Consider the following 25,802-nt stretch of genomic DNA (forward strand, 5'->3'; position numbering starts at 1 on the left):
TTTCTTCTTTTTCAGTTATTCATATTATATTTTGGGTTGATTGTTTCAAAAAACACTCGCTTGCACTCCAGAGCACAAGTGCGACATCTACTCGTGCTGCACTTCGTTTGCATTCGTAGTGTCTTCTTTGCCGCGGGCAAGGCTTCAGCTAATCGGGGTAAAATCGCCCCGATGGATCTTCAGCTCTTGCTTTTCCCGCAGGCGTCTCGTGATTTTGACAATCAACTTGGATAAGTCCGTCTAGTTTATACGTATACACAAAAAGGATACCTTCTGATAAAGTTAAAGTATCCACACAAAAACAGAATCGGAGGTATCCTTATGTATAAAGATTATAACATGAATCAAATCATTTTGCCGATGGATTTAGCCTATAAACTTCAGGAAAATGATATCGCTTTTGCCGTGAATGATATGGTAGAAGCCATCCCCGATGAGGCATTCAGTGGATTTTTACGTACAACGGGCTGTCCGGCCTATCATCCCAGAATGATGATGAAGATCATCCTTTGCGCCTATACACAATCTGTCTTCTCTGGGAGAAAAATTGAGGAGCTTTTGAAAGACAGTGTTCGGATGATGTGGCTGGCGCAAGGGTATGAACCAAGCTACCGTACGATCAACCGTTTTAGGGTACACCATGAAGTCCAAGAATTACTACGTCAGTGTTTCGTTCAATTCCGTTGTCAGCTGGTTAAAGAAAAGGTGATTGAAGATGAATCGATCTTCATCGATGGCACAAAGATTGAGGCAAATGCAAATAAGTTTACGTTTGTCTGGCGTAAATCCGTTGAAAGGTACAGCACCCGTTTAGTTGAGAAATCCAATCAACTCTATGAGGAACTTCTAGAACATGAGATCATTCCTGCAATAGAACGGGATAGCCAAAAAGAACTGTCTAACAAGGAGCTCGAAGAGGTCGTTCAGAAGTTGGATGAAACCATTGAAGGTTACGATAACCGGATTGAAACGACTCAAGACACACAGAAACGAAAACAACTTCGCTCAGAACGGAAAGCACCTAAACAGTACCGTAAAAAGTTCAAGGATTTTGCCGCGCGTAAACAAAAATACAAGCAGGATCTTGCGACCCTGGGAGATCGAAACAGCTATTCCAAGACAGACCATGATGCCACGTTTATGCGGATGAAAGATGACTACATGAAGAATGGTCAACTGAAAGCCGGATATAATCTTCAAATTGCAACCGAAGGACAATATACGCTCGCTTATGACATATTTCCAAATCCAACTGATACTCTGACGTTGATCCCTTTTTTGAATACAATTGAAAAAGGTTTCTTTTCGTTGCCATCATTTATCGTTGCGGATGCCGGTTATGGCAGCGAACAGAATTATGATGATGTGTTAAACAACCGCCAACGGATGCCACTCATCACCTACAGCATGTATCGAAAAGAGAAGAAAAAAGCGTATAGAAACAATGCTTTTAACGTAGCCAATTGGCATTTTGATCAGGAGGGTGAAACATTTATCTGTCCAAATGGTAAGAGAGTAAATTTCCGGTATACTTCGAATAAGACAGATAAAGCAGGGTTTCAACGCACGTTTAAGGTTTATGAATGTGAAGACTGTTCCGAGTGTCCCTTGCGGGCACAATGTACAAAGGCCAAAGAGGGAAATAACCGAAAGGTTTATTACAATGAAAAATGGGAGAACCAAAAAGCTTATATTCGTGAAGTGCTTTCGGAACAGAAAACAGGCGAGATTTACGGGAAACGTAAAATCGATGTCGAGCCAGTCTTCGGGTTTCTGAAGGCTAATTTGCATTTCACCCGAACGTCGGTGAGAGGCAAAAAGAAGGTAAAAAATGAATTAGGATTTGCACTTATGGCGGTGAACTTGAGAAAGTACACCGCCCGACAGTCTCATCAACCTATTTTAGGTCAACAAAACGGTGCCAACTATCGAAAAGCGATAATTGACACCGTTTTTTACTTAATTTGAGACTGTTTTGTCCCAGCCTCTTTCCTCATTATTTGTTTAAAACTTTAAATCGATGTCCTAAAATTTGTCCTGCTAACCCCGAACGAATACTCATATACATATAAACGATCACTCCGCTTAAAACAGTAGGAATCAGGACGATGAACGCATTCAGTCTGGTCGTTAACGGAAACCATAACTGTAAGCCTGCATTCATAATAACGACTGCGATACCCATCGTAACTGTAAACAAGAAAACCAGTAAGATTCGCTTCAACAAATACGTGTAATCGTATTGTGCAAACTTTCCAATAGCCCAGACATTAATTGAAACAGATAAAATATAACCGATTGCTGTACTTAAAACGGCTCCGCCGGGACCAAACCAAACGATAAACCAATAATTTGTCGCTAGTTTGAAAACAATTCCGGCTATTAAAGCGATAACGGCATATTTTTGCCTGTTAATTCCTTGGAGTAATGATGCAGTAACAGCAAAAATTGAAAATAAAACCGCTACCGGAGCATAGTACGACAACATCTCTGAGCCGATGTAAAAGTCATCACCGACACCGAATAACGCACCATAAGCAGAGTCACTAAGTAGCAATAACCCTGCAGCTGCCGGTACAGTCAAAAATAAAATAATTTGATACGTTTGAGTAATTTGTCTTTGTAGCAAACTTGTATCATTATTCGTAAATGATTTCGTCACTGTCGGTAAAATCGTTAATGACATCGCTGTTGCAATCGACACTGGAATTAAAATTAATTTATGTGATGCTTGAGAAAATACTCCAAAGTATGTTTCCGCAATTTCCTGCTGCATTCCAGATTGCATCAGTGCACCGTTAAACGTTAATAAATCGATGTTTTGATATAAAGGAATCGCAAGACCGACAAACGAAATCGGCAAGGCATACCTCAGTAACTCTTTGTACATTTTAGGTAACGGAATTTGATGATCGATTGTACTTTCTACTACTTGTTTATGAAGACCGGCTTGCCTTTTTTTCCAATAAACGAGTAAAACAGCTAGTCCACCTACCCCGCCTACAAAGGCACCAAAAGTAGCAAATCCAACAGCCGTTCCGAGACCGCCGCCCCACACATCAATAATTAAAAAAGTGAGAATGAGGATAAAAATAATTCGGATAATTTGCTCAATCACTTGTGAGACTGCAGTCGGCCCCATCGAACCGAATCCTTGGAAATAACCACGTATGAGGGACATAATCGGTACAACGAGCAAAGCAACACTGACCATTCGAATTGTGAAGACAACATCCTCGATCGTATTCCCATCCAATTGATCTGGATCAATGACCCGATGAGCAATTGGGTTTGCGAGCAAAAATAAAATGAAAAAAGCAATGAGTCCTGTTACAGACATGACAATTAAACCTGACCGGAAGAGACGCTGTCCTGTCCGGTAGTCACCAAGTGCATTGTATTTTGAGACAAACTTGGACACAGCTAACGGAATTCCTAATGTTGCCAAGCTTAAAATTAATGTATATGGCGCATACCCGTATTGATAAAGCGCCAGGCCTTGTGCACCTACAATTGCTTTAAATGGAAAAACATAAATTAACCCAAGCATTTTCGTGATGAAAATACTCGCTGTTAATACCATTGTTCCTCTAATTAATTGTTGATCAGACATGTTTAGTCCCTTCCCTTTCAATCACACTGCTTGCATTTTATCATAGTTTTTTTGTAAATGGCACGGATAAGGTTGTTTATCGATTGAATTTGTCGAAAGAATTCATAGAAGTGCGTGTTCAATAAGGAGGACAAAAAGAGCCACGAGCTTCCATACGATGTGATGACTTCGGCGTTCCCGCAGGACGCTGAGGTAGGGAAATAGCCGAAGATCTGATCTTACGAGCTGTCCGACGGACAAGATGTCCTAATGCGGGACATACCACAGGACGTGGTGTTTTGTCCGATAGACTGGTATTCTACAAAGCTTAACTTGTAGAGGAAGAGACAGAGTTTTCAAGGGCGACAAAGTTTTGAATCACGGAGCATCAGGTGATAATACGTGAGCATAAGGAATGCTCCCTAAACTCCGTATCTCTCCCAGGAAAAGTAGTTTTCTTTTCCATGGAACGGAAAAACGAGTCATTAAAGGGATACGAAAGTTATTTTTACTGGACTTTTTGAAAATCCTCTTGAATTGAAAATTGACAATCGTTTTATATTTTATTAAGGTTGATATTGAAATCAATTTCATAGTGAAGTCCACTAGGGGTGCTTTTATAGCTGAGATAAGGAGTTTTCCTTTGTCCCTTTGAACCTGATTTGGTTAGTACCAACGTAGGGAAGTGGAGCCGACGCATCGTCACGTTCATGTGACCCTTATTTGATCATTGTTACATGACAGCAATGAATCAAATGATTTTGTGCTGTGAGTCGCTCCATTTCGGAGGGGCTTTTTTTAATGATCGTTGTTAAATATATTCTACAAAACGTCAACGACTTCATTATTGACCCTTTCCGGACTTCATAAAAATTTTTTTAGGGGGAATGGAGAAATGTCATTTTCACAGCAGTTACGTCAAGAAGCAGATTATATTTTTGAGGCTACTTACAACCATCCGTTTGTAAAGGGCATTGCAGAAGGCCACTTAAAGAAGGAACAATTGATTCATTATGTGAAACAAGATTTCGAGTATTTAAATGCGATGATTCAAGCACGCGCATTAGGGATTGCCAAAAGTTCAAATCGAGAAGACATGGAAATGTTTAATTCTAGTATCGGCTTTATTTTAAACAGCGAAATACACCCGCACAACAATTTCTGCCGTGTTGCTGAAGTGGAGTATGAAGATTTACAAGGTTATAAGTTAGCACCGACTGCGCAACATTACTCAAATTATATGTTAAAAGTTGCTCATGAAGGAACGATTGGGGAACTCATTTCTGTCACGTTGCCTTGCCCATGGATTTACTTATACATCGGTGAGAGAATGATGGAAGAATACAAGCCTGATGAAAATCACCCTTTTTACGAGTGGATTTCATTTTATGGCGTACAAACCGAGCCAAGAATGCAAAAATATTTAGAGAAGCTTGACCAAGTGGCTGAACATGCATCAGATGAAGAAAGACAACTTATGAAAGATCATTTCATGACGAGCTGTCAGCTTGAATATATGTTCTTTGATATGGCTTATAACATTGAAGAATGGCCAGTCCAAAAATAATGAATAAATTCAATTAAACACATGCCAGGCCCGCCAAATCTAAATTATGATTGTAATCGCTTGTCGTTGGAAGTGGCCTGGCACATATGAGTCAGTCTTTTATCCTTCTATAAGTTTCATATAGAAGTTTCTCATTCTTGGACCATCAAATTCACAAAAGTAGATTCCTTGCCACGTACCTAAAATAAGCTCACCGTTTTCTACTATGACCATTTGCGAAGCTCCGACAGTACTTGCTTTTAAATGAGACGCTGAATTTCCTTCTCCATGCTTGTATTTGTCATGTGTCCACGGATACACTTCATCAAGTCGCATAAGCATATCATGCTGGACATCTGGATCTGCATTTTCGTTTATCGTAATTCCTGCAGTCGTGTGAGCACAGTAAATATAGACGACACCATGTTGTACATGAGCAGATCGAACAAAGTCTTTAACGGTACGTGTGACATCGATCATTTCATCACGTTCGTTCGTTTTTAATGATACTTTTTTTAATAGAGACATTCTGATCACTCCTTATTCTCAAATTAGTGATTTCCTTGGCTTCTCGCATGTTCGTTTGTTGCACGAACTGCATCTTTCACAAGTGTATTGAAGCCTCCTTCTTCAAGTTTATTCAAGCCTTCAGCTGTCGATCCGCCTGGAGAAGCGACTTGGTTCCGGAGCTCACTTGGCTCATATCCAGATTCAATCATTGCTGCAGAACCTGATAACATCGTTTTTACTAGTTTTCTCGCTTGAATCGGTGTTACCCCATTTTCTATGGCAGCTTCTTCTAAAGCTTCAACGAAAGCATAAACAAAAGCTGGAGCACTGCCAGTTATCGCAGTTAAATCATGCACTTGCTGTTCTGATAGTTCTTCAGCTTCACCAATGGATAATAGTATTAATGAAATTATATTTCGATGAGTTTCGTTCACATATTTCCCACAAACGTATGTAGACATTGACTGACCAACTTGTGCGGCAGTATTCGGCATAATCCAGCAAACGGGTACCCCTTCTGGGAGTCGTTTTTCCATATATGTAGGATCAATTCCTGCTGCAACAGTTATAACAAGCTGATTCGTGATCAGCTCACTAAGCTTTTGGAAAAGGTTATGATGTGTGTTCGGAGGTGCTGCGAATAAGATTACATCATGATGCTGAACTTCTGACTGCCAATTTTTTGACGTTTGAACGTTATAGGATTGTTTTAATTGTGCTAACCTCGTTTCGTCAGTATTGTTTGTGATTGTTATTTTTTCTAAAGCAGGGTGCCGAGAGTTTATTAAACCTGAAAGAATCGCTTCAGCCATCCGCCCTGCCCCGACAATAAGTAGATTTGTATTCTTCATTTCATTCAGCTCCTTTTCGTTACTATTTACAATAACACGTTCTTCGAATTCATTGAACTGAACGGTAGCTTTTCTTCATTATGATGAAAATCAAGATATGTTAGAATACCATTACATGTAATCTTAAACGAACAAATAGCGTTTTATTTTTTATATAAGCTGGAGGTAGATCAATAAAATGAAAAATAACGATAAATTAGTGATTGAGGGTAAAGAATTAAATTCACGTTTTTTTATCGGAACTGGACGTTATCCAAATCCTTTTGTACAAAATGAAGCAATTAAAGCTTCTGGCTCAGATGTTCTTACGTTTGCTATCCGTAGAGTTAATCTTGATGATCCAGATGAAGATGCGATTTTACAACACCTTGATGGAAAAAATTATACGTATCTACCAAATACATCTGGTGCAAGCAATGCTGAAGAGGCAATACGTATTGCAAGGCTTGCGAAAGCTTCTGGACTTAGTAACTGGATTAAGATTGAAATTAGTGTCAATGAAAAGACGTTATTACCTGATCCGATAGAGACGTTGAAAGCAACAGAAGTATTAGCGAAAGAAGGGTTTGTCGTTCTCCCGTATACTTCTGATGATCCGGTTTTATGCAAGCGTTTAGAGGAAGCAGGTGCAGCAGCAGTTATGCCAGGAGCAGCTCCAATCGGAACCGGACTAGGAATTTTAAACCCGTACCATTTGTCCCTCATCGTTGAAGAAGCAAACGTCCCGATTATTGTAGACGCTGGAATTGGCTCGGCACAGGATGTTGTTCAAGCGATGGAGTTAGGTGTTGACGGAATCTTAATGAACACCCCCGTTGCGAAAGCGAAAGACCCGGTTAACATGGCAAGAGCAATGAAACTTGCTATTGAGTCAGGACGATTATCTTATTTAGCGGGACGAATACCGAAGAAACGTTACGCAACAGCAAGTAGCCGCTATGAAGACCAAATGATTAAATAAATGATCGATTGTATAGAAAGAAGTGATCATGATGGGAGAGCGTGTAATTGTATTAGGTGGAGGAGTTATTGGATTATCCACTGCTTTTGAATGTCAAAAACGTGGTTATGACGTCACCGTATTAGAGAAGGTTTCTTGTGGTGGGCAAGCATCAGGTGCAGCTGCAGGAATGCTTGCCCCTTACTCTGAAATCGGAGAAGATCCCGATGACTTTTTCACACTTTGTTTACAAAGTTTAAAAATGTATCCTTCATGGCAGCAAGACGTTAAAAAGGAAGCAAACCTTGATTTTGAATATACGAATTCAGGGAGCTTACACTGTGTTTACCATGAAGCTGATTTACTCTCATTACAAACGAGGCAGCAATGGCAACAAAATTTTGGAGCAGAATCGTACATTTTACAAGGTGATGAACTATTTAGACATGAGCCCGAGCTTTCTAAAGATGTGATAGCAGCGATGTACTATCCTGAAGAAAGCCACGTCTATGCTCCTGATTATGTTTTGGCATTAGAACAAGCTTGTCGCAATATTGGTGTGACAATTTATGACCATCTCGAACAAGTTGATATTAAGAACTGGCAAGAAGACATTTTATTAACCTCGAAAAGTGGAAAAACATTTCCGGGAGACAGACTCATTATTTGTTCTGGTGCTTGGGCTGCTGAATTAGAAGAAATATTCGGTATTTCGATACCAGTTCATCCAATCCGCGGTCAAATTTGTGCTTACGATACTCCGAAAAATAAGGTAAAACATATTCTTTTCTCAAGCCAAGGATATGTCGTACCGAAAGGAAATGGCACACTCGTAAATGGAGCTTCAGAAGATATAGCTGGATTTGATACGACTGTTACAGAAAAAGGGATTCAACGCCTTACGAAATGGAATAAAAATTTGCTGCCTTTTTTAGCAGAAGAAAGCCCCTTTCACACTTGGGCTGGTTTACGACCAGCAACGTTAGACGGTTTTCCGCTCATTGGCAAGTTATCAGAAGCTCCTCATATTACCTTTGCAACCGGCCATTACCGGAATGGCATTTTACTTAGTCCGGTTACCGGACACCTTATTGCTGATCTGCTTGATAATAAAAAAGAAATTGTTCCGATTGGTTCTTTCTCACCAGAACGTTTTATATGATGAAGCCTCCTTCATCCAAAACGTCCGCAAAACGGGCGTAAGGTTCGAGAATCTCCTTTTTCAATGTTTGGAGGGTTCTCTTCGAGCTCGCGAGAATTAGTTCGTCCGAGGAAACCGTGTCTAATTTTCAAATCAACAACAAGTAAAGCCAAAAAACGCCCAAAATGGGCGTTCAGGCTGTTGAGAAAGTTTTCTCAACAGCCTTTTTTTAAAAGAAAAGTATGATATTTCACGATCTCATCCCTCCCGGCGGACGCTTTCCATGGGGCTTGTCTTCAACTAATTCTGACTCAGCGAAGCATCGTCAGAATGGATTTTCAGACTGCACTGATCCCATTGGAGTCGCCGCCTTTCGTTCTTCAATCAACCTAGAACATCCATCGTTTCCTATTTAGAAATGATGGTTATTTTTTCAACAGTTTTATCTGATTATTCAGGTAAATATAGTATCATATAGATAAAACCACTCGTGAGGTGATCGTGTGTTACGCCCCATTCGTGCAAAACAAGTTGAACTCGAAATGGTCTCTATCGATCAGTTAGTCCCAGACGACCACTTACTAAGAAAAATTGATGCCACAATTGATTTTTCCTTCATATATGACAAAGTAAAACCTTACTACAGTGAAGATAACGGTCGCCCACCAATTGATCCGGTTATGCTTTTTAAAATGATGTTTATTGGATACCTTTACGGTATCCGATCTGAAAGACAGTTAGAAAAAGAAATTGAGACAAATATTGCTTATCGATGGTTTTTAGGATTAAGTCTAACTGATTCGGTTCCTCACCATTCCACCATAAGCTTCAATCGGCATAAACGGTTTAAAGAAACAGACATTTTTCAAGAGATATTTGATGAGACCGTTCTTCTGGCTATGAAGCATCGTATGGTTGGCGGGAGAGCTTTATTTACTGATTCTACCCACCTTAAAGCCAATGCAAATAAGCGGAAATTCACTAAGAAGACGGTTCAAGTTGAAACACGCGAGTACATAGAAGATCTAAATAAAGCGGTTGAGGAGGATCGAAAAGCACATGGAAAAAAGCCCTTACCGGAAAGAGAAGAGATGGTAAAAGAAAAAGAGATTAAAGTCAGTACGACAGATAAAGAAAGCGGCTATATGTTCAGGGATGGAAAGCCCGAAGGGTTCTTTTATTTAGACCATCGGACAACAGACATGAAATTTAATATTATTACTGATGTTCATTTAACACCAGGAAATATCCATGATTCCCTGCCGTATTTAAATCGACTGGACCGTCAGATAAAGACATTTGGTTTCAATGTGGAAGCTGTCGGATTAGACGCGGGCTACTTAACCATTCCCTTATGTAAAGGGGTAGAAGATCGCCATATTATGGGGGTTATCGCACATCGCCGCTTCAAACCTAAAAAGGGGTATTTGCCAAAGTGGAAATTTACCTATAACAAAGAGACGGATACTTATACATGCCCTAATGGTAGCACCTTATCTTACGCTACAACGAACCGCGAAGGCTATCGTCAATACCATTCAAACCCTGCAGAATGTGTAAACTGTCCCCTGCTTAACCAATGTACGAAAGCCAAAAATCATAAAAAAGTTCTCACAAGGCATGTATGGGAAGACAGTAAGGAAAAAGTGAGAGAGCATAGACTTTCCGCAACAGGGAAATTCCTCTATAAAAAAAGAAAAGAAACCATTGAGCGAAGCTTCGCGGATGCCAAACAGCTCCACGGGCTTCGCTACTGCCGGTTACGCAGCTTAAAGGGCGCATCAGAACAAGCGTTGATGACAGCGGCAGCACAAAGATCGCAAACCACCTCTCAGCGAGCTAAGAGGTGGTTTCGGCCATTCTTCACCGTAGGGTGAGCAAATTCTTCTGACGAAAATAATAAAGAGAAACCCGCACTTCTCAAAAAGTGTGGGTTTCTCGACAATCTGAACGCCCAAAATGGGCGTTTTTCTTTTATTAACTAATATCTTCTAGCTTTCTTTCAAGCTGCTTTATTTTAAATTCGTCTTTATTGGCTCGTTCAAATTGCTTTAATCTTCGTTTAATTTTCGACTTTGTCCAAGAAATGTGAGCAATCCCTTTTTGATTTAAATACGAGGCAAAAAAATCGAGATTACCACTGTCATATTTGAACTTAGGTTCAACAACTTCGAAATATCGCTCGAATGCTTCAAAGATTGTTGCATCATCTGAAATGAAATCTCCGTATTGTTCATAACATTGACGATAGTTCTTTTCACGAAGTTTCGCTAACAGTGTCGTTAAGAATTCTTCTTCTTTCCCTTCGATTCTGTATCCTTTTCGCTCAAGCAGGCGTAAAAAAACTTTTAATTCATTATGGTAAAAAGAATAAGCTTTACGCATTTCCTTTGTCATATTTATATTGATGCTGACTGTACCTTCAGAGCGAGCGTGCAGCATGTTCAAAATGGCGTTAGAAACTTCTGGTTTCAATAAAAATGTCGGATGAACGGTTTTTAAATATTTGTCTACCTCCACATTTAAGAAATTCTGTTCTTTTTCTAACTCATTCATTCGTTTCAATGTCGCTAATTGTTCTTGCTTTGCATAGGCAGCTATGCGTTGCTGTGTTTCTTCTGCCCACACAGCACGTTTTGCTTCAAACTTCCTTTTAAATGTTTGAAACATGTGCTTCTCCTCCCTTCAAAAACCTTTATATTATTTTCCCACAAGAAGTGTATCACATTAAAAAGAGAAATAAAATAGAGTTTTCGTACAAAATACAGACAATTTTAAAACTGAGTCGATCTCATCGTTATATATAGCAAATAATCACTCTAAATAGGGATTTATCATAAATCACGAAAATTTATAAAGGATTATAAAATGTGCCTGAATCCGTGAGGAATAATTTATACTTTGTATGAATCCTAAAAATCTTTCGATTTAACTTGGTGGAGTAAATACTCGAATCCGTAACTGGCGGACGCTTTCACTCCAAAGCACAACGGATGTCGCATTTGTCCCTAGAGGTGAAAGCGAGTAGATGGGTGGATGGCATATCTACACCTGTTTCACGGATTCAGGACGTAAAAAACTGACCATTTAAATGGTCAGTCGCGAATCATACAGGCTTTAGATAAATTAATGAGTGTATTCTTCATCGTCAATTTTAATTGAAACATTACCGCTCGTAATTGGTTCATTTATAAAGAGTCCACTACCTTGAATGTCTATTATTCCGTTTCCGCTAACACGAACATTGTTGTGGAATACTGTAGAACCTTGTATGATTAGTTTGCCTTGGCCGGTAACCTCTACATTTTCATTGAAAACGACTGAACCGTAAATAATCAGTTGACCTTGACCACTAACCTTTATATTCTGCTCTATTGCAAAACTTCCATTTAATATACAAGTATTCTGGCCTGAAATTCTAATTTGGTTATTTTTCTGATTAAAATCTGGACACCCTTTTCCAATTTCATTTTCTTCACCAGGATCTTCCGGATCAGTTGGATCAGATCATGTCCCCCTTCATGTTCAATGTGCACTTGTATTAATTCTCTCTCTTTATTTTCAATGACCTTATGTACTTGTACTGAACTGTTTACGACACTGCTTAAAAGTGGTAATGAAAGTAATCCAATCACTGTAATCGTCAACAAAACGACTAGTAAAGCATAGCCTTTTTGACTGTTTCCTCTCATTCCAATCCCCACTTCCAAATTATTTTTCTATTACTAACTCTATTTGCTGTTTTTCATGATGGACAGTATTGAACGCACCGTCTCCCTGTTTAATCGCAATATTTACTACTGCTTCATAGAGGAAGTCTTCGCGTTTACAAACACTGTAATCAACATAATAATGTTCATTATTCAAGTTGTAGTATCCTTCATAATTCCCAACATGCTCGATTGAAAAATGATCATCTGGAATTGCAAAATAATCAATGCCTTGCAATGCATTGTTCTTACACGAATACGAGCTCATATCATGATCAAAATCGATACCGCTATAAGCGATATCTTCCTTCACCTCTTCCGTAAGAAAAAAGAGCACTTTTTCTGAGAGATTCGAGGCTGTGAACTTGTTTTCTGATTTAACTGAAAATAACATAAACTGGAAAAAAACCTAAGAAAACAAACACTATCATACTTAGAATCGTCATCGCAGCAAGCACCTCAAGCATACTAAACCCTTTACCGTTTTTCATATATGTAAGTGATTGTCGCAACAATACTCCCTCCCGCTATCATTGGGCAAACATATAATACTAGATTTCATCTCACCTATGTTCTTATTCATGATAAAATTATCTTATATTTGATATTTTTTTACAACATTTTAGTTAAAAAGTCTCAATATACAGGTGGGTAAAATGTCAATTGAACGATTAAAAAGCGAAAAAGGTATCACATTGATAGAATTACTTGTCTCATTAGTCATAGTGTCGATCATTGGAACTCTCGCTTATCAATTTCTTTTTAATGCCATCGCCCACAGTGAAAAAACGAAATCACATATCGATATTCGCCAAGAAGCGCATTATGTTCTCTCCACATTACATAACTTGCACGATGGAGATGACTATCAACTTTGCTATCGTGATGATCAAAACCTTTACTTAGACTCGTCTTCTAATCTTTTATTAGCTGATGGTGCATTTACATTTGCTTTACATGACATTCATTCTGTTAACCTCTCATCTGAAAGGACATCTTTAGATCCTGGAAATTGTAAAAACGTAGATACGAGTCGTCCATTATTTTTTCATGCCACTTTAATCGGTCCTAATGAGGAGCAGCTAGAAATAGATACGGTTATCGGAAGACACAATATTTCTCAAGACAACCGAGCTGAAAAAAGTGATAGGTTTTATGATTACTTAAAAACAGAAGAAGTCTTCCTTTTCGGAGACCATTTGGATCTATTTGGTTCAACTTCAATACTTCCATCAGAGACAGCTCATGGGATCATTCTTTTACGTAACATGAATGAGCAAGACTTAATATTTAATGGAAATAATTCTATACATCTCAAGAACATTTTTATAAATAAACAAGGAAACGACATTATATTTAACAATAGTACGACATTAGGATTATATGAATCGACAGAAACTGTTCATTTAAAAGGCAATGTTATTTTAAATAATGGAGCTGCTGTTATGAATGGGAACGACATTTTTATTGAAGGAGACGTATATTTTAATAATAGTGCTGAAATAAACGGCAGAAACGTTTATGTAAAAGGTGACATCACGTTCGATAATTGGTCTGGAAAACTGACAGCCGAGACAATTTATGTAAGTGGACATATAAGAGAAGTCCAACCAGAAAATATTATTGGGGATGTCCTCCCTTTAGAAAGTGGAATGATCACTGATAACACCGAACAATCCCAATTCCTTTCCCCTCCTTTAAGACAAGGAAATTGGTTTGATGCTAACGGTTATGAGCGTGGTGGTGGATTAGCTGATGGTCAAAAAGTCTTTTCAAAGAACGGGTATGCCTTCTCAAATACGGGTTCACAAAATAAATATGAAGATGTCATCATCGTTGCTGAAAACGGCGATATTACACTTTCAAATCATATAAATCTTAGCGGTGTTCTAATTGCTCCTAATGGAAAAGTATCTTTTGATTCCGGTTCCTTTGAAGGTGTTGTCATCGCCCGTGACGGTTTTTATGTAACCAATGGAGGAACGTCAGTTCAATATAACAATATTCAGCATTACATTCATAACGAAGATCATTTTCCTTTTGATCCGAATTAAATAAATGCTATTCGAAGATGAACCTTCGCAAATGGCTTGGTTTATCTTCTTTTGTTTGTGCTAAAATAATAAAGTATTTAGCGTATTTTTTAGAGAAAGGTGACCTATATATGTATGACGTTATTGTAATTGGCGGAGGGCCTTCTGGACTGATGGCATCTGTTGCAGCAGGTGAGCACGGTGCAAAGGTTCTCCTTCTTGATAAAGGCAATAAATTAGGAAGAAAACTTGCGATCTCTGGAGGCGGACGATGCAATGTCACGAACCGTGCAGCTGTGGAAGAAATTATTGAGAACATACCTGGTAACGGCCGATTTATGTATAGTCCTTTTTCCGTTTTTAACAACGAGGATATTATTTCCTTCTTTGAACAATTAGGGATTCAATTAAAACAGGAAGACCGAGGACGCATGTTTCCGGTCAATGATAAGGCGATTACGGTCGTCCGGACATTGGTCGACCGTGTCAAAGCACTGAATGTCGAGATCCGCACAAATACAGAAGTTGAAGATGTTCGTTTTGACAAAGAGATCGATAAAGTCCAGGCTGTACAACTAAAATCCGGTGAACTTCTAGAAACTTCAAATGTCATCGTTGCCGTTGGAGGAAAATCAGTCCCACATACCGGTTCAACCGGTGACGGCTATCCTTGGGCAAAAAAAGCTGGACATACGATTACCGAATTGTACCCGACAGAAGTTCCAATAACCGCAAATGATCCTTACATCAAAAACAAAGCATTACAGGGCCTATCATTACGTGATGTCACACTATCGGTCATGGACCCGAAAAAATACAAACCGATCATCACACATGAAGGAGATATGCTCTTCACTCATTTCGGTATCTCTGGACCAATCGCCCTACGTTGCAGTCAATTCGTTTTAAAGGCACAAAAAAAGTTTAACTTAAAAAAGATTCCATTAGAAATTGACCTTTTTCCAAACATGCATGAAGAAGATCTGTTTAAAGAATTAGAAAAAACGTTAAATGGGCAAACGAAAAAAGCGATAAAAAATGCACTTAATGGATTTATACCAGAACGGCTCATTCCGATCACTTTAGAACTCGCTGCAATTGACTCACAAACTGTAAAAGCAGAACTGTCAAAAGAGAAACAACGAACGTTTACTCACCTTTTAAAACACTTTCCGGTTTCTGCAACAGGGACATTATCGATTGAAAAAGCTTTCGTAACAGGTGGAGGAGTTTCGGTTAAAGAGGTGAAGCCGAAAAGAATGGAGTCAAAATTAATAAAAGGTTTGTTCTTTTGTGGCGAAGTCTTAGACTTACACGGATATACAGGAGGCTATAATATTACAGTCGCCTTTTCTACAGGTTATACAGCAGGACGAGCAGCTGCAATGAACCAGTGGGAGTCATAAGAAAATTCGACAAGTGCCTGGCACCTAAAAGCACATGGTATTCTTTATGAACACCATGTGCTTTATACGTTTTTTACAGTAGTAATTAGTTTGCAACGATATTGACTAGCTTTCCAGGTACAGCAATCACTTTTCGAACGGTTTTCCCTTCGATTTCTTCTTGAATTTTTTCAAGAGAAACGGCTTTTTGTTCCATTTCCTCACGATTTGCATCCTTTGCAATAACGAGCTTCGTACGAACTTTTCCATTCACTTGAACGACGATTTCTACTTCGTTTTCGACGAGTAGTGTTTCATCATACACTGGCCATGATTGATAAGTGATCGTTTCTGTATGACCGAGTTTGCTCCAAAGCTCTTCAGCGATATGAGGCGCAACAGGAGAAAGAAGTTTAACGAATCCTTCTAATTGTGATTTTGACAGCTTTTCTTGTTTATACGCTTCATTAATATATACCATCATTTGCGAAATCCCTGTGTTGAATCGAAGCGCTTCAAAATCCTCTGTAACTTTCTTCACCGTTTGATGATATGTTCGAGTCATCGACTCACTCACTTCATCATCAATAATTGCAGGATTTAATTGATTTTCGTCAGTGACAATCAACCGCCAAACCCGGTCTAAGAAGCGACGAGCACCATCAAGTCCTGTCGTACTCCATGCAATCGATGCATCAAGAGGCCCCATAAACATTTCATATAGCCTTAACGTATCAGCACCATGTGTCTTAATAATATCGTCTGGATTCACGACATTTCCTTTAGACTTACTCATTTTTTCATTATTTTCACCAAGAATCATTCCTTGGTTAAAAAGCTTTTGGAAAGGCTCCTTCGTCGGAACAACACCAAGGTCATATAGGACTTTGTGCCAAAACCTTGCATATAGAAGATGAAGCACCGCGTGCTCTGCGCCACCAATATAAATATCAATTGGCAACCATTTTTTCAATTTTTCTGGATCTGCAAGCTGTTCATCATTGTTTGGATCAATGTAACGCAAATAATACCAGCAGCTCCCTGCCCATTGCGGCATCGTATTCGTTTCACGACGACCGATCTTACCTGTCTCTTTGTCTTTGACATAAAGCCAATCTTCATTATTAGCAAGCGGTGACTCACCAGTACCTGCAGGTGAGAATTCATCCATCTCAGGAAGAGTTACTGGCAGCTCTTCTTCAGGGACAGGTTTCATCGAACCATCTTCAAAGTGGATGATTGGTATTGGCTCTCCCCAATACCTTTGACGACTGAACAGCCAGTCCCGTAGGCGATATGTGACCTTCTGTTCACCTTTACGATTTTCCTCAAGCCAATCGATCATTTTGCGAATCGCTTCTTCATTTTCTAAGCCATCAAGAAAATCAGAATTTACATGAGGTCCATCACCAGTATAAGCTTCTTTCGTCAAGTCGCCACCCGATACAACTTCTTTAATTGGCAAATGGAACGTTTGCGCAAATTCATAGTCTCGCTCATCGTGACCAGGAACAGCCATAATCGCACCAGTACCATAGTTTACAAGCACGTAGTCAGCAATCCAAATTGGTAGCTTTTCTCCAGTGACCGGGTGAAGAGCATATGCTCCAGTTGCAACACCTGTTTTTTCTTTTGCTAATTCAGTACGCTCTAGGTCACTTTTTGTTGCTACCTTCTGTTTATAATCAGAAATAGCTTGCTTTTGATCAGCCGTCGTAATCGTATCAACAAGTGCATGTTCTGGTGCAAGCACAAGGTATGTTGAACCATACAGCGTATCAGGTCTTGTAGTAAATACTGTAATCGTTTCATCGAAGCCATCGATCTTGAAATGGACATCAGATCCTTCAGAACGACCAATCCAGTTACGCTGCATGTCTTTTAAACTTTCTGGCCAATCAAGATCTTCAAGATCTTCTAGGAGACGATCCGCATAAGCGGTAATTTTAAGCATCCACTGTTTCATCGGACGTCGTTCGACAGGGTGACCACCACGCTCACTTTTTCCGTCAATGACTTCTTCATTCGCAAGCACTGTACCGAGTGCAGGACACCAGTTCACAGCTACTTCGTCCACATAAGCAAGCCCTTTTTCATATAGCTTTAGGAAAATCCACTGTGTCCACTTGTAGTAAGATTCATCTGTCGTATTCACTTCACGGTCCCAATCATATGAAAAACCGAGTTCTTTTATTTGTCTGCGGAATGTGTTGACATTTTGTAATGTGAATTCTCTAGGATGATTACCTGTATCGAGAGCATATTGTTCTGCAGGTAATCCAAATGCATCCCATCCCATCGGATGCAGGACATTATATCCTTGCATACGTTTCATACGAGACAAAATATCTGTCGCTGTATACCCTTCCGGGTGCCCGACATGAAGCCCTGCTCCAGATGGATATGGAAACATATCGAGTGCATAAAATTTCTCTTTCGTCGTATCTTCTTCCGTTTTAAATGTTTTATTTTCTTCCCAATAGTGTTGCCACTTTTGTTCAATGGCTTTATGTTCAAAGGCCATTAATAAAACCTCCTTTATTTGATTTTGATTAACTAAATGATAAATTTTTTATAATTTTTTTCTGTTATTCACTCATCCTCCATTTGTTAAAACGAAAAGATGAAAAAAACCTCCCATCCCAAGTATTTACAAGGGACGAGAGGTTGAATATCCTTCCCGCGGTACCACCCGAATTAACACAATAACTGTGTTCACTCTAAAACCTGTAACGTAGGTGAGACGTCAAAAGGTACTCTTTGTTGCGCTCAGGCAATCATTGTTCCCTTTTGCGATTCGAAGGCGAGTTCATGAGTATCAAGGTTAACTTTCACCAGCCGTTAACTCTCTGAGGCTCGATAGGTCACTACTATTCCTTGTCATCATCTTTACATACAAAATTTATTAATTACTTTGTATTGTATGCACGAAATATGCGCATGTCAAGGCTTTTTCTCATTATAACCATATTTCAAGTGGTTAACCCCTACTGCCTAAGAATCTGCTTCATGCATATGAATACCCGTTTATTTCTCATCACAAATGATCGCTACGATGCTGCAGCGTCAGGGCGTTTAAACGTCTCTTTTATATTGCGGTCAAATAAAGATGTTGTAATAAATGGAATGATGAACAATACGACAAGTACATAAAACAGAATCGTCATCCCGAATAAATCTGCTAGTACACCACCGATAAATGGTCCGAGCAGCCTTCCGCCAGTACCGACACTATTAACGATTCCTTGATAAAAACCTGCCTTCCCTTCTGGAGCAAGCTGGTGGGCGATCGTCGGAATAGCTGGCCATACGAACATTTCCCCAATCGTTAAAATAATCATTGCTGTAACAAATGCTGTAAAGATTTCAGCTTGGGATAAAACGAGGTAAGTAACCATAAAAATAGCGACGCCAACATAAATTTGTGCTTTTAATGAATGAACCCAGCGGACAATAAAAAACTTAATAAACGGCTGACAGAACACGATCATCGCTCCGTTTATCGTCCACAATATACTATAATGTGTTAATGGAATTCCTAAGTTTTGTGTATGGACACTAATCGTCGACTGCCATTGAACATAGGCTATCCAGCAAATTAAAAAGCCAATACATAAAACTAATAAAGCATGAAACCTCTTTTTATTTTCAACTTGCTGTGTTTGTTCAAAGACATTTGTCGTCGATCCAGAAATATCTTCTGCTGATTGTAAATTTCGAAAAAACAAGATTGCAAGAATAAAGAAAGATAAGTACATGATTCCGTTCCCAAAAAAGACAAAGTCAAAACGGTAGCTTGCTAATAAACCACCTAAAGCCGCTCCTGCAGCTACACCGACATTTTGTGCAACATACATGGCATTAAATGGCCGTCTTCCTCCTTCCGGCCAAACGGCTCCAGCCATCGCATACATACACGGAATCATCATTCCAGCTCCAAAACCAAGACAGATGAGCAGCGTGACATAAGCGATCATCGAACTATGAAGCAAAGCTAAAACGAAAGCACTGCTCATCGTGATCGTCAAACCAATGATAATCGTTTTATATCCGCCAATCCGATCAAACAGTTTACCACCAATCAAATTTCCGATTATTCCGGCTCCCGCATTAAACATAAGGACTGTGCCTGCCACAGTTAACGATTGACCGAGCTCTTGACTCATATATATCGTATTTAGCGGCCATAAAAAAGAGGCCCCTGTGACATTAATGGCCATGCCAATGACGAGAATCCATATAGCTCTAGGCATGAGCAGATCCTCCTGTATAAATCTTATTTCGTCTCTCTAAGTAATTTTAGAGGAACGACGTCTTTTTCGCAATATATATTTACTGGAATTTTCCATTCATTTTTACCACACCGGAAATGACAATGATCATTCTATTTCTCTTGCTATTCATAAAGTATAAAGCTGATTCTTTTCATTCATTTTTACCGCACCGGAAATGGCAATGATCATTCTATTTCTCTTATTATTCATAAAATATAAAGCTGATTCTTTTCATTCATTTTAAGCTCGCCCCCTTCATACCATAATAAAAAACCATTATCTCCCAGGTGCCAGGCACCGAAAAAGATATCGCTTTTCACCTTCCTTGTCAGGTGCTACACTTAAATATAAGGATTATTATGATGAAAGAGTGATGATTTAATGATCGATCTAAGAAGCGATACAGTGACAAAACCGACAGAAGAAATGAGGACATTAATGGCTGAAGCGGCTGTTGGTGACGACGTGTACGGGGAAGACCCAACAGTAAATGAATTAGAAGCTTATTCAGCTGAAATGCTTGGAAAAGAAGCTGCTCTTTTTGTAACGAGCGGCACACAAGGAAACCAAGCAGCGATTCTTACTCATACGAAGTCAGGGCAAGAAATTATTATGGACACTGAAGCTCATGTGTTTTTATATGAAGGAGCAGCGACGTCTGCTTTTGCTGGTGTTCAATCACGACCACTCCCCCATGATCGCGGTCAAATGGATGTAGAACAAATCGAAATGGCTGTCCGCTCGGATGATGTCCACTTCCCTGAAACAGGACTCATTTGGCTGGAAAACTCACATAACCGCAGCGGCGGTTCAGTGCTGCCACTTTCCTATATGATGCAAGTGCAAGAAGTTGCCGAGAAGTATAACATTCCTGTTCATGTGGATGGTGCAAGATTATTTAATGCGGCAGTTGCAAACAATGTATCTGTTAAAGAGCTAGCCGCATGTGCAGATTCAGTTCAGTTTTGCTTATCAAAAGGACTAGGCGCTCCAGTCGGATCGATTCTTGTCGGAGACCAGCCATTTATTGACGTAGCAAGAAAAAAACGTAAAATGCTTGGAGGAGGGCTGAGACAGGCAGGCGTGCTTGCTGCTCCAGGACTCCATGCATTAAAAACGAGTGTTCACCGGTTAGCAGAAGATCATGAAAATGCAAAAATTCTTGCAAAAGGTCTTGAGGAACATACGAACCTTCAAGTCCTTCATGAAGTTGAGACAAATATTATCTTAGTTGATACGACATCAACGAATAAAAGTGCCGATCAATGGCTAAATGTATTAAAAGACCATCATATTTTAGCAGTTGCTTTTTCACCGACGACAGTGCGATTCACGACACATCGTGACGTAACAAAAGACGATATTCAAACGGTCATTTCTACATTAAAGCAATTAGAACTTTGAAAGGATGTTCCCTCCTTATGAACGAACAACAACCTCCTTATTATTTCGGGGAGAAACGATACCACACATGGAGCTCTCATTTAAAACATACGTTCGGAGAAAAAGTTTTTAAAGTCCCCTTAGACGGGGGCTTTGATTGTCCTAACCGTGATGGCAAAGTAGCAAGTGGAGGTTGTACTTTTTGCAGTGTACGAGGGTCTGGTGATTTTGCCGGCGATCGAAAAGATGATCTCATCACACAATTTACGACGATTAAAGACAAGCTTCACCGAAAATGGAAAAAAGGAAAATATATTGGATACTTCCAAGCTTATACGAATACGTATGCTCCCGTAGAAGAGCTGCGTGACATGTACGAGGTTATTTTACAGCAAGATGATGTTGTCGGTCTTGCAATCGCTACTCGTCCCGACTGTCTTCCGGATGAAGTTGTGGAATATTTGGCCGAGCTGAATGATCGGACGTACCTTTGGGTCGAGCTCGGTTTACAAACGGTCCACGAACGAACAGCAAACTTAATAAACCGTGCACATGATTATCAATGCTACGTAGACGGTGTTAAAAAGCTGCGTAAACATAACATCCGCGTATGCTCACATATCATTAACGGATTACCGTTAGAAAATCATGAGATGATGATGGAAACAGCGCGTGAAGTCGCGAAACTAGACGTGCAAGGCATTAAAGTCCATTTACTTCATTTATTAAAAAAGACACCGATGGTCAAACAATATGAAAAAGGTCTCGTTGATTTTCTTAACTTAGAGGAATACGTCAATCTTGTTTGTGACCAACTAGAAGTACTCCCGCCATCAATGATCGTTCACCGCCTTACTGGTGATGGGCCTGCTGATCTAATGATTGGTCCGATGTGGAGCATGAACAAATGGGATGTTTTAAACTCGATAGATCGCGAACTACAGCGCCGCAACAGCTGGCAAGGTAAATATTACAATATGAAAAAGGAGGTTCCTTCACAATGAAGCTGGATGGAATTCTCCCTTTTGCACGATTATTATTAAAGAAAGCAGTCTCTAACGGCGGTGTTGCTATTGATGCGACAGCCGGGAACGGGCACGATACGTTATTTTTAGCAAACCTTGTTCAAGCTGAAGGAACCGTTTATAGTTTTGATATTCAAGCACAAGCAATCGATAAAACGAAACAACGTCTACTCACTCATAAAGCTGATCAGCAAGTTCACCTCATTCATGATGGACATGAAACGGTGGAAAGCTATTTAAAGGAAGATGATTTCGGTAAAATAAACGGGGCGATTTTTAACTTAGGATACTTGCCTGGAAGCGATAAGACCGTCACAACAACTCCTGATACGACAATTACAGCTGTGCATAAAATCCTGAGCCATTTGCTTCCAGAAGGGATTCTCGTCCTAGTCGTCTATCACGGACACGAAGAAGGGAAAATTGAAAAAGACAAGCTTCTCCCCTATGTCCGAAGTTTGCCACAAGATGAATATCACGTATTAGAGTATCGATTTACAAACCAGAAAAATTCCCCACCATTTATCATCGCAATCGAAAAAAGATAAAACCAAAAAACTTAAACCTAAAACCAAAAATACCCAGGTGCCAGGCACCTGGGTATTTCTGGATTTTCAAACTTTCGCCAATGGTATTTATGTGCCGCTCTTTTTACGGTACATCCATCCGTTCACATAGAAAAACAGTGTTTGAGCTCCGCCTTTTCTAATGAGGCGTTTGCCTTTTCTTTTCAGGTCTGGATCGTTTTTCACTTTTTCATCGGCTAAATAGATCGCTAGCAATCCGTTATTTATGAGTTTATGAAACTTATGATCCGGTAACTCGCTGAGCGATTCATCAGCTTTTTTGAAGAAATACTCCATACGTTCGATCATCTGTTCATCATTTTGATAATAAAAACAAAAGTTTAAGTCCCCGCCTTGGAGATCCTCTTCTTGGTCAATAAAATAATCCATTAAAATATGTAGCCCTTGTACAAACGGAAAATATCCTCGCTTTATCTGTTCAGCTTCCTGAGTCGTCAAGCTTTCTCTTGCAGCGGAATAGGCAGTTAAACAGAAAATCCCTAACGTTGAACCTGCAGATGCAGAAAATTCATACCAGCTCATCGGAGGAAACTGATCTTGATAAACTTCATACCACTTTTTTAGTCGCGGGACTCGTTCATGTTCAATGACATGTTTATGAACTTGTAAGTCACGATAAATCGATGCTAAAAAAATGTTTTCTTCAAATACGGATGAATAAGACGGAAAGCTAGCAAGACTGTCTTGACAAGTTTTCACTAATGAATTCAAATACCCGCCATCATCCTTATGCTCTCGAAAACGATAATAGTCTTTCACCGATTCCCCTGGAGTTAAGGCGTCTGGCATTGATTCATGAAGAGCATGAAAATCATTCGGATCTAATGACGTACTTCGATCACATAAGTTATCTAAATAATCACTGATCGTTTGATATGCAACAATAAACCGAATGACATCATTTTTCCGTTCACCTGAAAGAAGTGCATACACCGCACCACCTTCACAATGAAACGTTTTTGCCTCAATACTCGCCAGCGCTTGTGTACGCAGCTCTTCATTTGGAATTTGCAATGCTTTTTCTTTCCAGTCATCCAAATAGTCATGCACAACAGGAATGACTTCTTTATAAATTCGATACATGATTGTCCAAGACTTCGTCGGAATACTCACAATAAACCTCCGTTACAAGCTTCGGTGTAAAATATAAAATAAGTTGCTCACACTTTACCACGTTTCATGAAGAGTGACAAAGCCGATTAAATGAGCAAGCACTTTTTCTTTACCAGGATCATTTAAAACTTCATGATAAAAAGAATCCCACTCTTTATAATATTTATCCGTTAAAGTGAGCGTATCAAACCAGCGCTTCACCTCATTTTTATTGACGATCCGGTCATCTCCGCCTTGTGTCACGAGCAGAGGAATGGCCGGAAATTGACCATGTTTATCTTGAGCCGTCCGAATCGCATTTGCAAGTTCACGATACCACCTCACACTTACGCGTTTAATGAGGAGGTCGTCCGTAAAATCACGTTGCCTCATCCATTCATCGCGAGTACCCGAACCAGGTTCCAATCCGGAAGGAAACCTAATTTTCGGAGCAACGTAGTTGAGCAAATAACTAGCTGTTTTTTTAGAAAATGTAGGGTTATTTACTAAACCAAGACAAGGAGAAGAAAGCACTGCTACATTCGGGAGCTCATTTTTGGATAAATTCATCAACGTATGTATCGAAATGAGTCCACCCATACTGTGACCGAGAAGAGTGACAGGAAGTTTATATTTCCTCGCTTCACGTAACCAGCCTTTTACGACCGTTACGTAGTCACTGAAACGGTTAACATGGCCACGCGGACCATCTGTTGTCCCTTGTCCTGGCAAATCTCCCATTATGACATTGTAGCCAAGCTCAGTCAGCTGTTCAATGACCCAATGATAACGAACATGGTACTCGCCTGCACCATGAACGATGACAAAAACACCTTTAGCTTCTGTTACTTCCCACTTCCACACGAAGCACCATCCTCTCAATGAACATCGTTTACTACCATCATTCCCCATTGACAACGATTTCGTCAAGTAAAAACATCATATTCTTTCCCACTGACAAATTTGTTACACTTTATAATAGGTAATGTTTTCATGAATAACGAATTGCAGGAGGGAAATGATTTGATTTATCCTTATAAAGATATTTGGCCACAAATTGATCAAACCGTATTTATTGCAGATGGTGTTGTTGTGACGGGCGATGTAAAAATAGGCGAGAAATCGAGTTTATGGTTTAATACAGTCATTCGTGGTGATGTTGCGCCGACAATTATCGGTAAAAATGTTAATGTGCAAGACAATAGTGTTTTACATCAAAGCCCGAACAATCCATTAATTATTGAAGATGGGGTAACTGTCGGTCATCAATGTACGTTACATAGCTGTATCATTCGAAAAAATGCGTTAATCGGTATGGGATCAACCGTTTTAGACGGTGCAGAAATCGGGGAGGGTGCTTTTATCGGTGCTGGCAGCCTTGTCCCTCAAGGAAAAAAAATACCGTCAAACTCACTTGCATTCGGCAGACCCGCCAAAGTTGTCCGAAACCTAACGGACGAAGATAAAAAAGATATGGAACGAATCCAACGTGAATATGTTGAAAAAGGCCAGCACTATAAAGAAGTGATTGCTAAAATAAATATCCGCTCGTAAAACGGGCGGTTTTATTTCGCCCTATAAGGGCACTTTACCACCAGAGCCCCTTAAGAAACCTTATTTAATTTGTAACTGTACTTAAAGTCTTCGTGTTAGTTGGATATGGAAGCTGAAAGTAAACTAAATTTATGCCTCAGTTCTCATCGAACTGGGTTATTTTTTTGTAAACAAAAAAG

Annotated in this window: 23 protein-coding genes, 1 riboswitch and 1 other annotated feature; of the genes, 12 read left to right on the top strand and 11 right to left on the bottom strand. The window is 39.6% G+C overall.

The features are described from left to right. Together CD001_RS26715 and CD001_RS22225 are read left to right on the top strand one after the other, a co-directional pair. Nucleotides 1-234 (top strand): hypothetical protein (locus CD001_RS26715; RefSeq protein WP_218839264.1); only part of this gene is annotated, 234 nt, incomplete at its 5' end. 87 nt (nt 235-321) lie between these two features. Beyond that, the gene (locus CD001_RS22225; protein WP_257009824.1) at nt 322-1,968 is read left to right on the top strand and encodes an IS1182 family transposase; all 1,647 of its coding nucleotides are present in this window, start codon (nt 322-324) and stop codon (nt 1,966-1,968) included. Nucleotides 1,969-1,996: 28 nt separating this feature from the next. On the opposite strand, the gene CD001_RS22230 is transcribed toward CD001_RS22225, so the two are convergent. Further along, nucleotides 1,997-3,613 carry a putative polysaccharide biosynthesis protein gene (locus CD001_RS22230; protein ID WP_096189799.1) on the bottom strand — a complete coding sequence of 539 codons (1,617 nt, stop codon included), beginning with the start codon at nt 3,611-3,613 and terminating at the stop codon, nt 1,997-1,999. A gap of 576 nt (nt 3,614-4,189) precedes the next feature. Continuing rightward, nucleotides 4,190-4,293, top strand: a riboswitch (TPP riboswitch). A gap of 194 nt (nt 4,294-4,487) precedes the next feature. On the opposite strand from CD001_RS22230, the gene tenA reads away from it, so the two are divergent. Next, complete coding sequence (gene tenA, locus CD001_RS22235) at nt 4,488-5,159, top strand: thiaminase II (RefSeq protein ID WP_096189800.1); 672 nt, start codon at nt 4,488-4,490, stop codon at nt 5,157-5,159. Nucleotides 5,160-5,258: 99 nt separating this feature from the next. Here tenA and CD001_RS22240 read toward each other — a convergent pair whose 3' ends face one another. Together CD001_RS22240 and proC are read right to left on the bottom strand one after the other, a co-directional pair. Beyond that, nucleotides 5,259-5,666: a secondary thiamine-phosphate synthase enzyme YjbQ gene (locus tag CD001_RS22240; RefSeq protein WP_096189801.1), complete on the bottom strand. Its 408-nt coding sequence runs from the start codon at nt 5,664-5,666 to the stop codon at nt 5,259-5,261. A 23-nt stretch (nt 5,667-5,689) separates the two neighbouring features. Next, nucleotides 5,690-6,532, bottom strand: coding sequence for a pyrroline-5-carboxylate reductase (gene proC, locus CD001_RS22245; RefSeq protein ID WP_306454115.1), 843 nt, complete (start codon nt 6,530-6,532; stop codon nt 5,690-5,692). A gap of 145 nt (nt 6,533-6,677) precedes the next feature. Here proC and CD001_RS22250 point away from each other — a divergent pair, with 145 nt between their 5' ends. The 3 genes from CD001_RS22250 to CD001_RS22260 all read left to right on the top strand — a co-directional run bounded on the left by CD001_RS22250 (nt 6,678) and on the right by CD001_RS22260 (nt 10,457). Next, nucleotides 6,678-7,460, top strand: coding sequence for a thiazole synthase (locus CD001_RS22250; protein ID WP_096189803.1), 783 nt, complete (start codon nt 6,678-6,680; stop codon nt 7,458-7,460). A gap of 31 nt (nt 7,461-7,491) precedes the next feature. Continuing rightward, the gene (gene thiO / locus CD001_RS22255; RefSeq protein ID WP_096189804.1) at nt 7,492-8,601 is read left to right on the top strand and encodes a glycine oxidase ThiO; all 1,110 of its coding nucleotides are present in this window, start codon (nt 7,492-7,494) and stop codon (nt 8,599-8,601) included. Between the two features lie 482 nt (nt 8,602-9,083). Then, on the top strand, nt 9,084-10,457 hold the full coding sequence (locus tag CD001_RS22260; protein ID WP_257009904.1) for an IS1182 family transposase: 1,374 nt from the start codon (nt 9,084-9,086) through the stop codon (nt 10,455-10,457). A gap of 100 nt (nt 10,458-10,557) precedes the next feature. On the opposite strand, the gene CD001_RS22265 is transcribed toward CD001_RS22260, so the two are convergent. The 4 genes from CD001_RS22265 to CD001_RS22280 form a co-directional block, all read right to left on the bottom strand. Continuing rightward, on the bottom strand, nt 10,558-11,250 hold the full coding sequence (locus CD001_RS22265) for a hypothetical protein (protein WP_096189805.1): 693 nt from the start codon (nt 11,248-11,250) through the stop codon (nt 10,558-10,560). 719 nt (nt 11,251-11,969) lie between these two features. Then, entirely contained in the window at nt 11,970-12,272 is a 303-nt protein-coding gene (locus tag CD001_RS22270; protein WP_096189806.1) for a hypothetical protein, read from the bottom strand. Between the two features lie 19 nt (nt 12,273-12,291). Continuing rightward, nucleotides 12,292-12,684, bottom strand: coding sequence for a hypothetical protein (locus CD001_RS22275; RefSeq protein ID WP_096189807.1), 393 nt, complete (start codon nt 12,682-12,684; stop codon nt 12,292-12,294). Next, a complete protein-coding gene (locus tag CD001_RS22280; RefSeq protein WP_096189808.1) occupies nt 12,668-12,802 on the bottom strand; it encodes a prepilin-type N-terminal cleavage/methylation domain-containing protein in 135 nt (44 codons plus the stop codon). The genes CD001_RS22275 and CD001_RS22280 overlap by 17 nt, the downstream gene beginning before the upstream one ends. A 144-nt stretch (nt 12,803-12,946) precedes the next feature. Here CD001_RS22280 and CD001_RS22285 point away from each other — a divergent pair, with 144 nt between their 5' ends. Together CD001_RS22285 and CD001_RS22290 are read left to right on the top strand one after the other, a co-directional pair. Then, nucleotides 12,947-14,344 (top strand): PulJ/GspJ family protein, encoded by a 1,398-nt coding sequence (locus CD001_RS22285; RefSeq protein ID WP_096189809.1) that lies wholly within the window; start codon nt 12,947-12,949, stop codon nt 14,342-14,344. A gap of 110 nt (nt 14,345-14,454) precedes the next feature. Continuing rightward, complete coding sequence (locus CD001_RS22290) at nt 14,455-15,729, top strand: BaiN/RdsA family NAD(P)/FAD-dependent oxidoreductase (RefSeq protein ID WP_096189810.1); 1,275 nt, start codon at nt 14,455-14,457, stop codon at nt 15,727-15,729. An 85-nt stretch (nt 15,730-15,814) separates the two neighbouring features. Here the strand turns inward: CD001_RS22290 and leuS are convergent, their stop codons facing one another. Beyond that, a complete protein-coding gene (gene leuS / locus CD001_RS22295; protein WP_096189811.1) occupies nt 15,815-18,232 on the bottom strand; it encodes a leucine--tRNA ligase in 2,418 nt (805 codons plus the stop codon). A 128-nt stretch (nt 18,233-18,360) separates the two neighbouring features. Next, nucleotides 18,361-18,601, bottom strand: a binding site (T-box leader). A gap of 157 nt (nt 18,602-18,758) precedes the next feature. Beyond that, nucleotides 18,759-19,961, bottom strand: coding sequence for an MDR family MFS transporter (locus tag CD001_RS22300; RefSeq protein WP_096189812.1), 1,203 nt, complete (start codon nt 19,959-19,961; stop codon nt 18,759-18,761). 402 nt (nt 19,962-20,363) lie between these two features. Here CD001_RS22300 and ltaE point away from each other — a divergent pair, with 402 nt between their 5' ends. Genes ltaE through CD001_RS22315 form a run of 3 tightly spaced genes read left to right on the top strand, consistent with a single transcriptional unit; the run spans nt 20,364 to nt 22,938 of the window. Beyond that, nucleotides 20,364-21,386 (top strand): low-specificity L-threonine aldolase, encoded by a 1,023-nt coding sequence (ltaE, locus tag CD001_RS22305; RefSeq protein WP_096189813.1) that lies wholly within the window; start codon nt 20,364-20,366, stop codon nt 21,384-21,386. A 17-nt stretch (nt 21,387-21,403) separates the two neighbouring features. Continuing rightward, entirely contained in the window at nt 21,404-22,369 is a 966-nt protein-coding gene (locus tag CD001_RS22310) for a TIGR01212 family radical SAM protein (RefSeq protein ID WP_096189814.1), read from the top strand. Continuing rightward, nucleotides 22,366-22,938 carry a class I SAM-dependent methyltransferase gene (locus CD001_RS22315; protein ID WP_096189815.1) on the top strand — a complete coding sequence of 191 codons (573 nt, stop codon included), beginning with the start codon at nt 22,366-22,368 and terminating at the stop codon, nt 22,936-22,938. Before CD001_RS22310 ends, CD001_RS22315 begins: the two co-directional genes overlap by 4 nt. A gap of 87 nt (nt 22,939-23,025) precedes the next feature. Here the strand turns inward: CD001_RS22315 and CD001_RS22320 are convergent, their stop codons facing one another. Next, nucleotides 23,026-24,090: a tetraprenyl-beta-curcumene synthase family protein gene (locus tag CD001_RS22320; RefSeq protein WP_096189816.1), complete on the bottom strand. Its 1,065-nt coding sequence runs from the start codon at nt 24,088-24,090 to the stop codon at nt 23,026-23,028. 54 nt (nt 24,091-24,144) lie between these two features. Further along, nucleotides 24,145-24,933 carry an alpha/beta fold hydrolase gene (locus CD001_RS22325; protein WP_096189817.1) on the bottom strand — a complete coding sequence of 263 codons (789 nt, stop codon included), beginning with the start codon at nt 24,931-24,933 and terminating at the stop codon, nt 24,145-24,147. A gap of 159 nt (nt 24,934-25,092) precedes the next feature. Here CD001_RS22325 and CD001_RS22330 point away from each other — a divergent pair, with 159 nt between their 5' ends. Next, the gene (locus CD001_RS22330; protein WP_096189818.1) at nt 25,093-25,623 is read left to right on the top strand and encodes a gamma carbonic anhydrase; all 531 of its coding nucleotides are present in this window, start codon (nt 25,093-25,095) and stop codon (nt 25,621-25,623) included. Nucleotides 25,624-25,802: the final 179 nt, after the last annotated feature.

This window comes from Evansella halocellulosilytica (assembly GCF_002335745.1).
Lineage (GTDB): Bacteria > Bacillota > Bacilli > Bacillales > Salisediminibacteriaceae > Bacillus_CA > Bacillus_CA halocellulosilytica.

Coding starts and splice junctions, on each gene's coding strand:
- CD001_RS22285 (WP_096189809.1), top strand. CDS start 12,947: ATGTCAATTGAACGATTAAAAAGCGAAAAAGGTATCACATTGATAGAA.
- CD001_RS22230 (WP_096189799.1), bottom strand. CDS start 3,613: ATGTCTGATCAACAATTAATTAGAGGAACAATGGTATTAACAGCGAGT.
- CD001_RS22270 (WP_096189806.1), bottom strand. CDS start 12,272: ATGAGAGGAAACAGTCAAAAAGGCTATGCTTTACTAGTCGTTTTGTTG.
- CD001_RS22310 (WP_096189814.1), top strand. CDS start 21,404: ATGAACGAACAACAACCTCCTTATTATTTCGGGGAGAAACGATACCAC.
- CD001_RS22275 (WP_096189807.1), bottom strand. CDS start 12,684: ATGTTATTTTCAGTTAAATCAGAAAACAAGTTCACAGCCTCGAATCTC.
- CD001_RS22300 (WP_096189812.1), bottom strand. CDS start 19,961: ATGCCTAGAGCTATATGGATTCTCGTCATTGGCATGGCCATTAATGTC.
- leuS (WP_096189811.1), bottom strand. CDS start 18,232: ATGGCCTTTGAACATAAAGCCATTGAACAAAAGTGGCAACACTATTGG.
- CD001_RS22265 (WP_096189805.1), bottom strand. CDS start 11,250: ATGTTTCAAACATTTAAAAGGAAGTTTGAAGCAAAACGTGCTGTGTGG.
- CD001_RS22225 (WP_257009824.1), top strand. CDS start 322: ATGTATAAAGATTATAACATGAATCAAATCATTTTGCCGATGGATTTA.
- CD001_RS22290 (WP_096189810.1), top strand. CDS start 14,455: ATGTATGACGTTATTGTAATTGGCGGAGGGCCTTCTGGACTGATGGCA.
- CD001_RS22250 (WP_096189803.1), top strand. CDS start 6,678: ATGAAAAATAACGATAAATTAGTGATTGAGGGTAAAGAATTAAATTCA.
- CD001_RS22240 (WP_096189801.1), bottom strand. CDS start 5,666: ATGTCTCTATTAAAAAAAGTATCATTAAAAACGAACGAACGTGATGAA.
- ltaE (WP_096189813.1), top strand. CDS start 20,364: ATGATCGATCTAAGAAGCGATACAGTGACAAAACCGACAGAAGAAATG.
- thiO (WP_096189804.1), top strand. CDS start 7,492: ATGGGAGAGCGTGTAATTGTATTAGGTGGAGGAGTTATTGGATTATCC.
- CD001_RS22315 (WP_096189815.1), top strand. CDS start 22,366: ATGAAGCTGGATGGAATTCTCCCTTTTGCACGATTATTATTAAAGAAA.
- tenA (WP_096189800.1), top strand. CDS start 4,488: ATGTCATTTTCACAGCAGTTACGTCAAGAAGCAGATTATATTTTTGAG.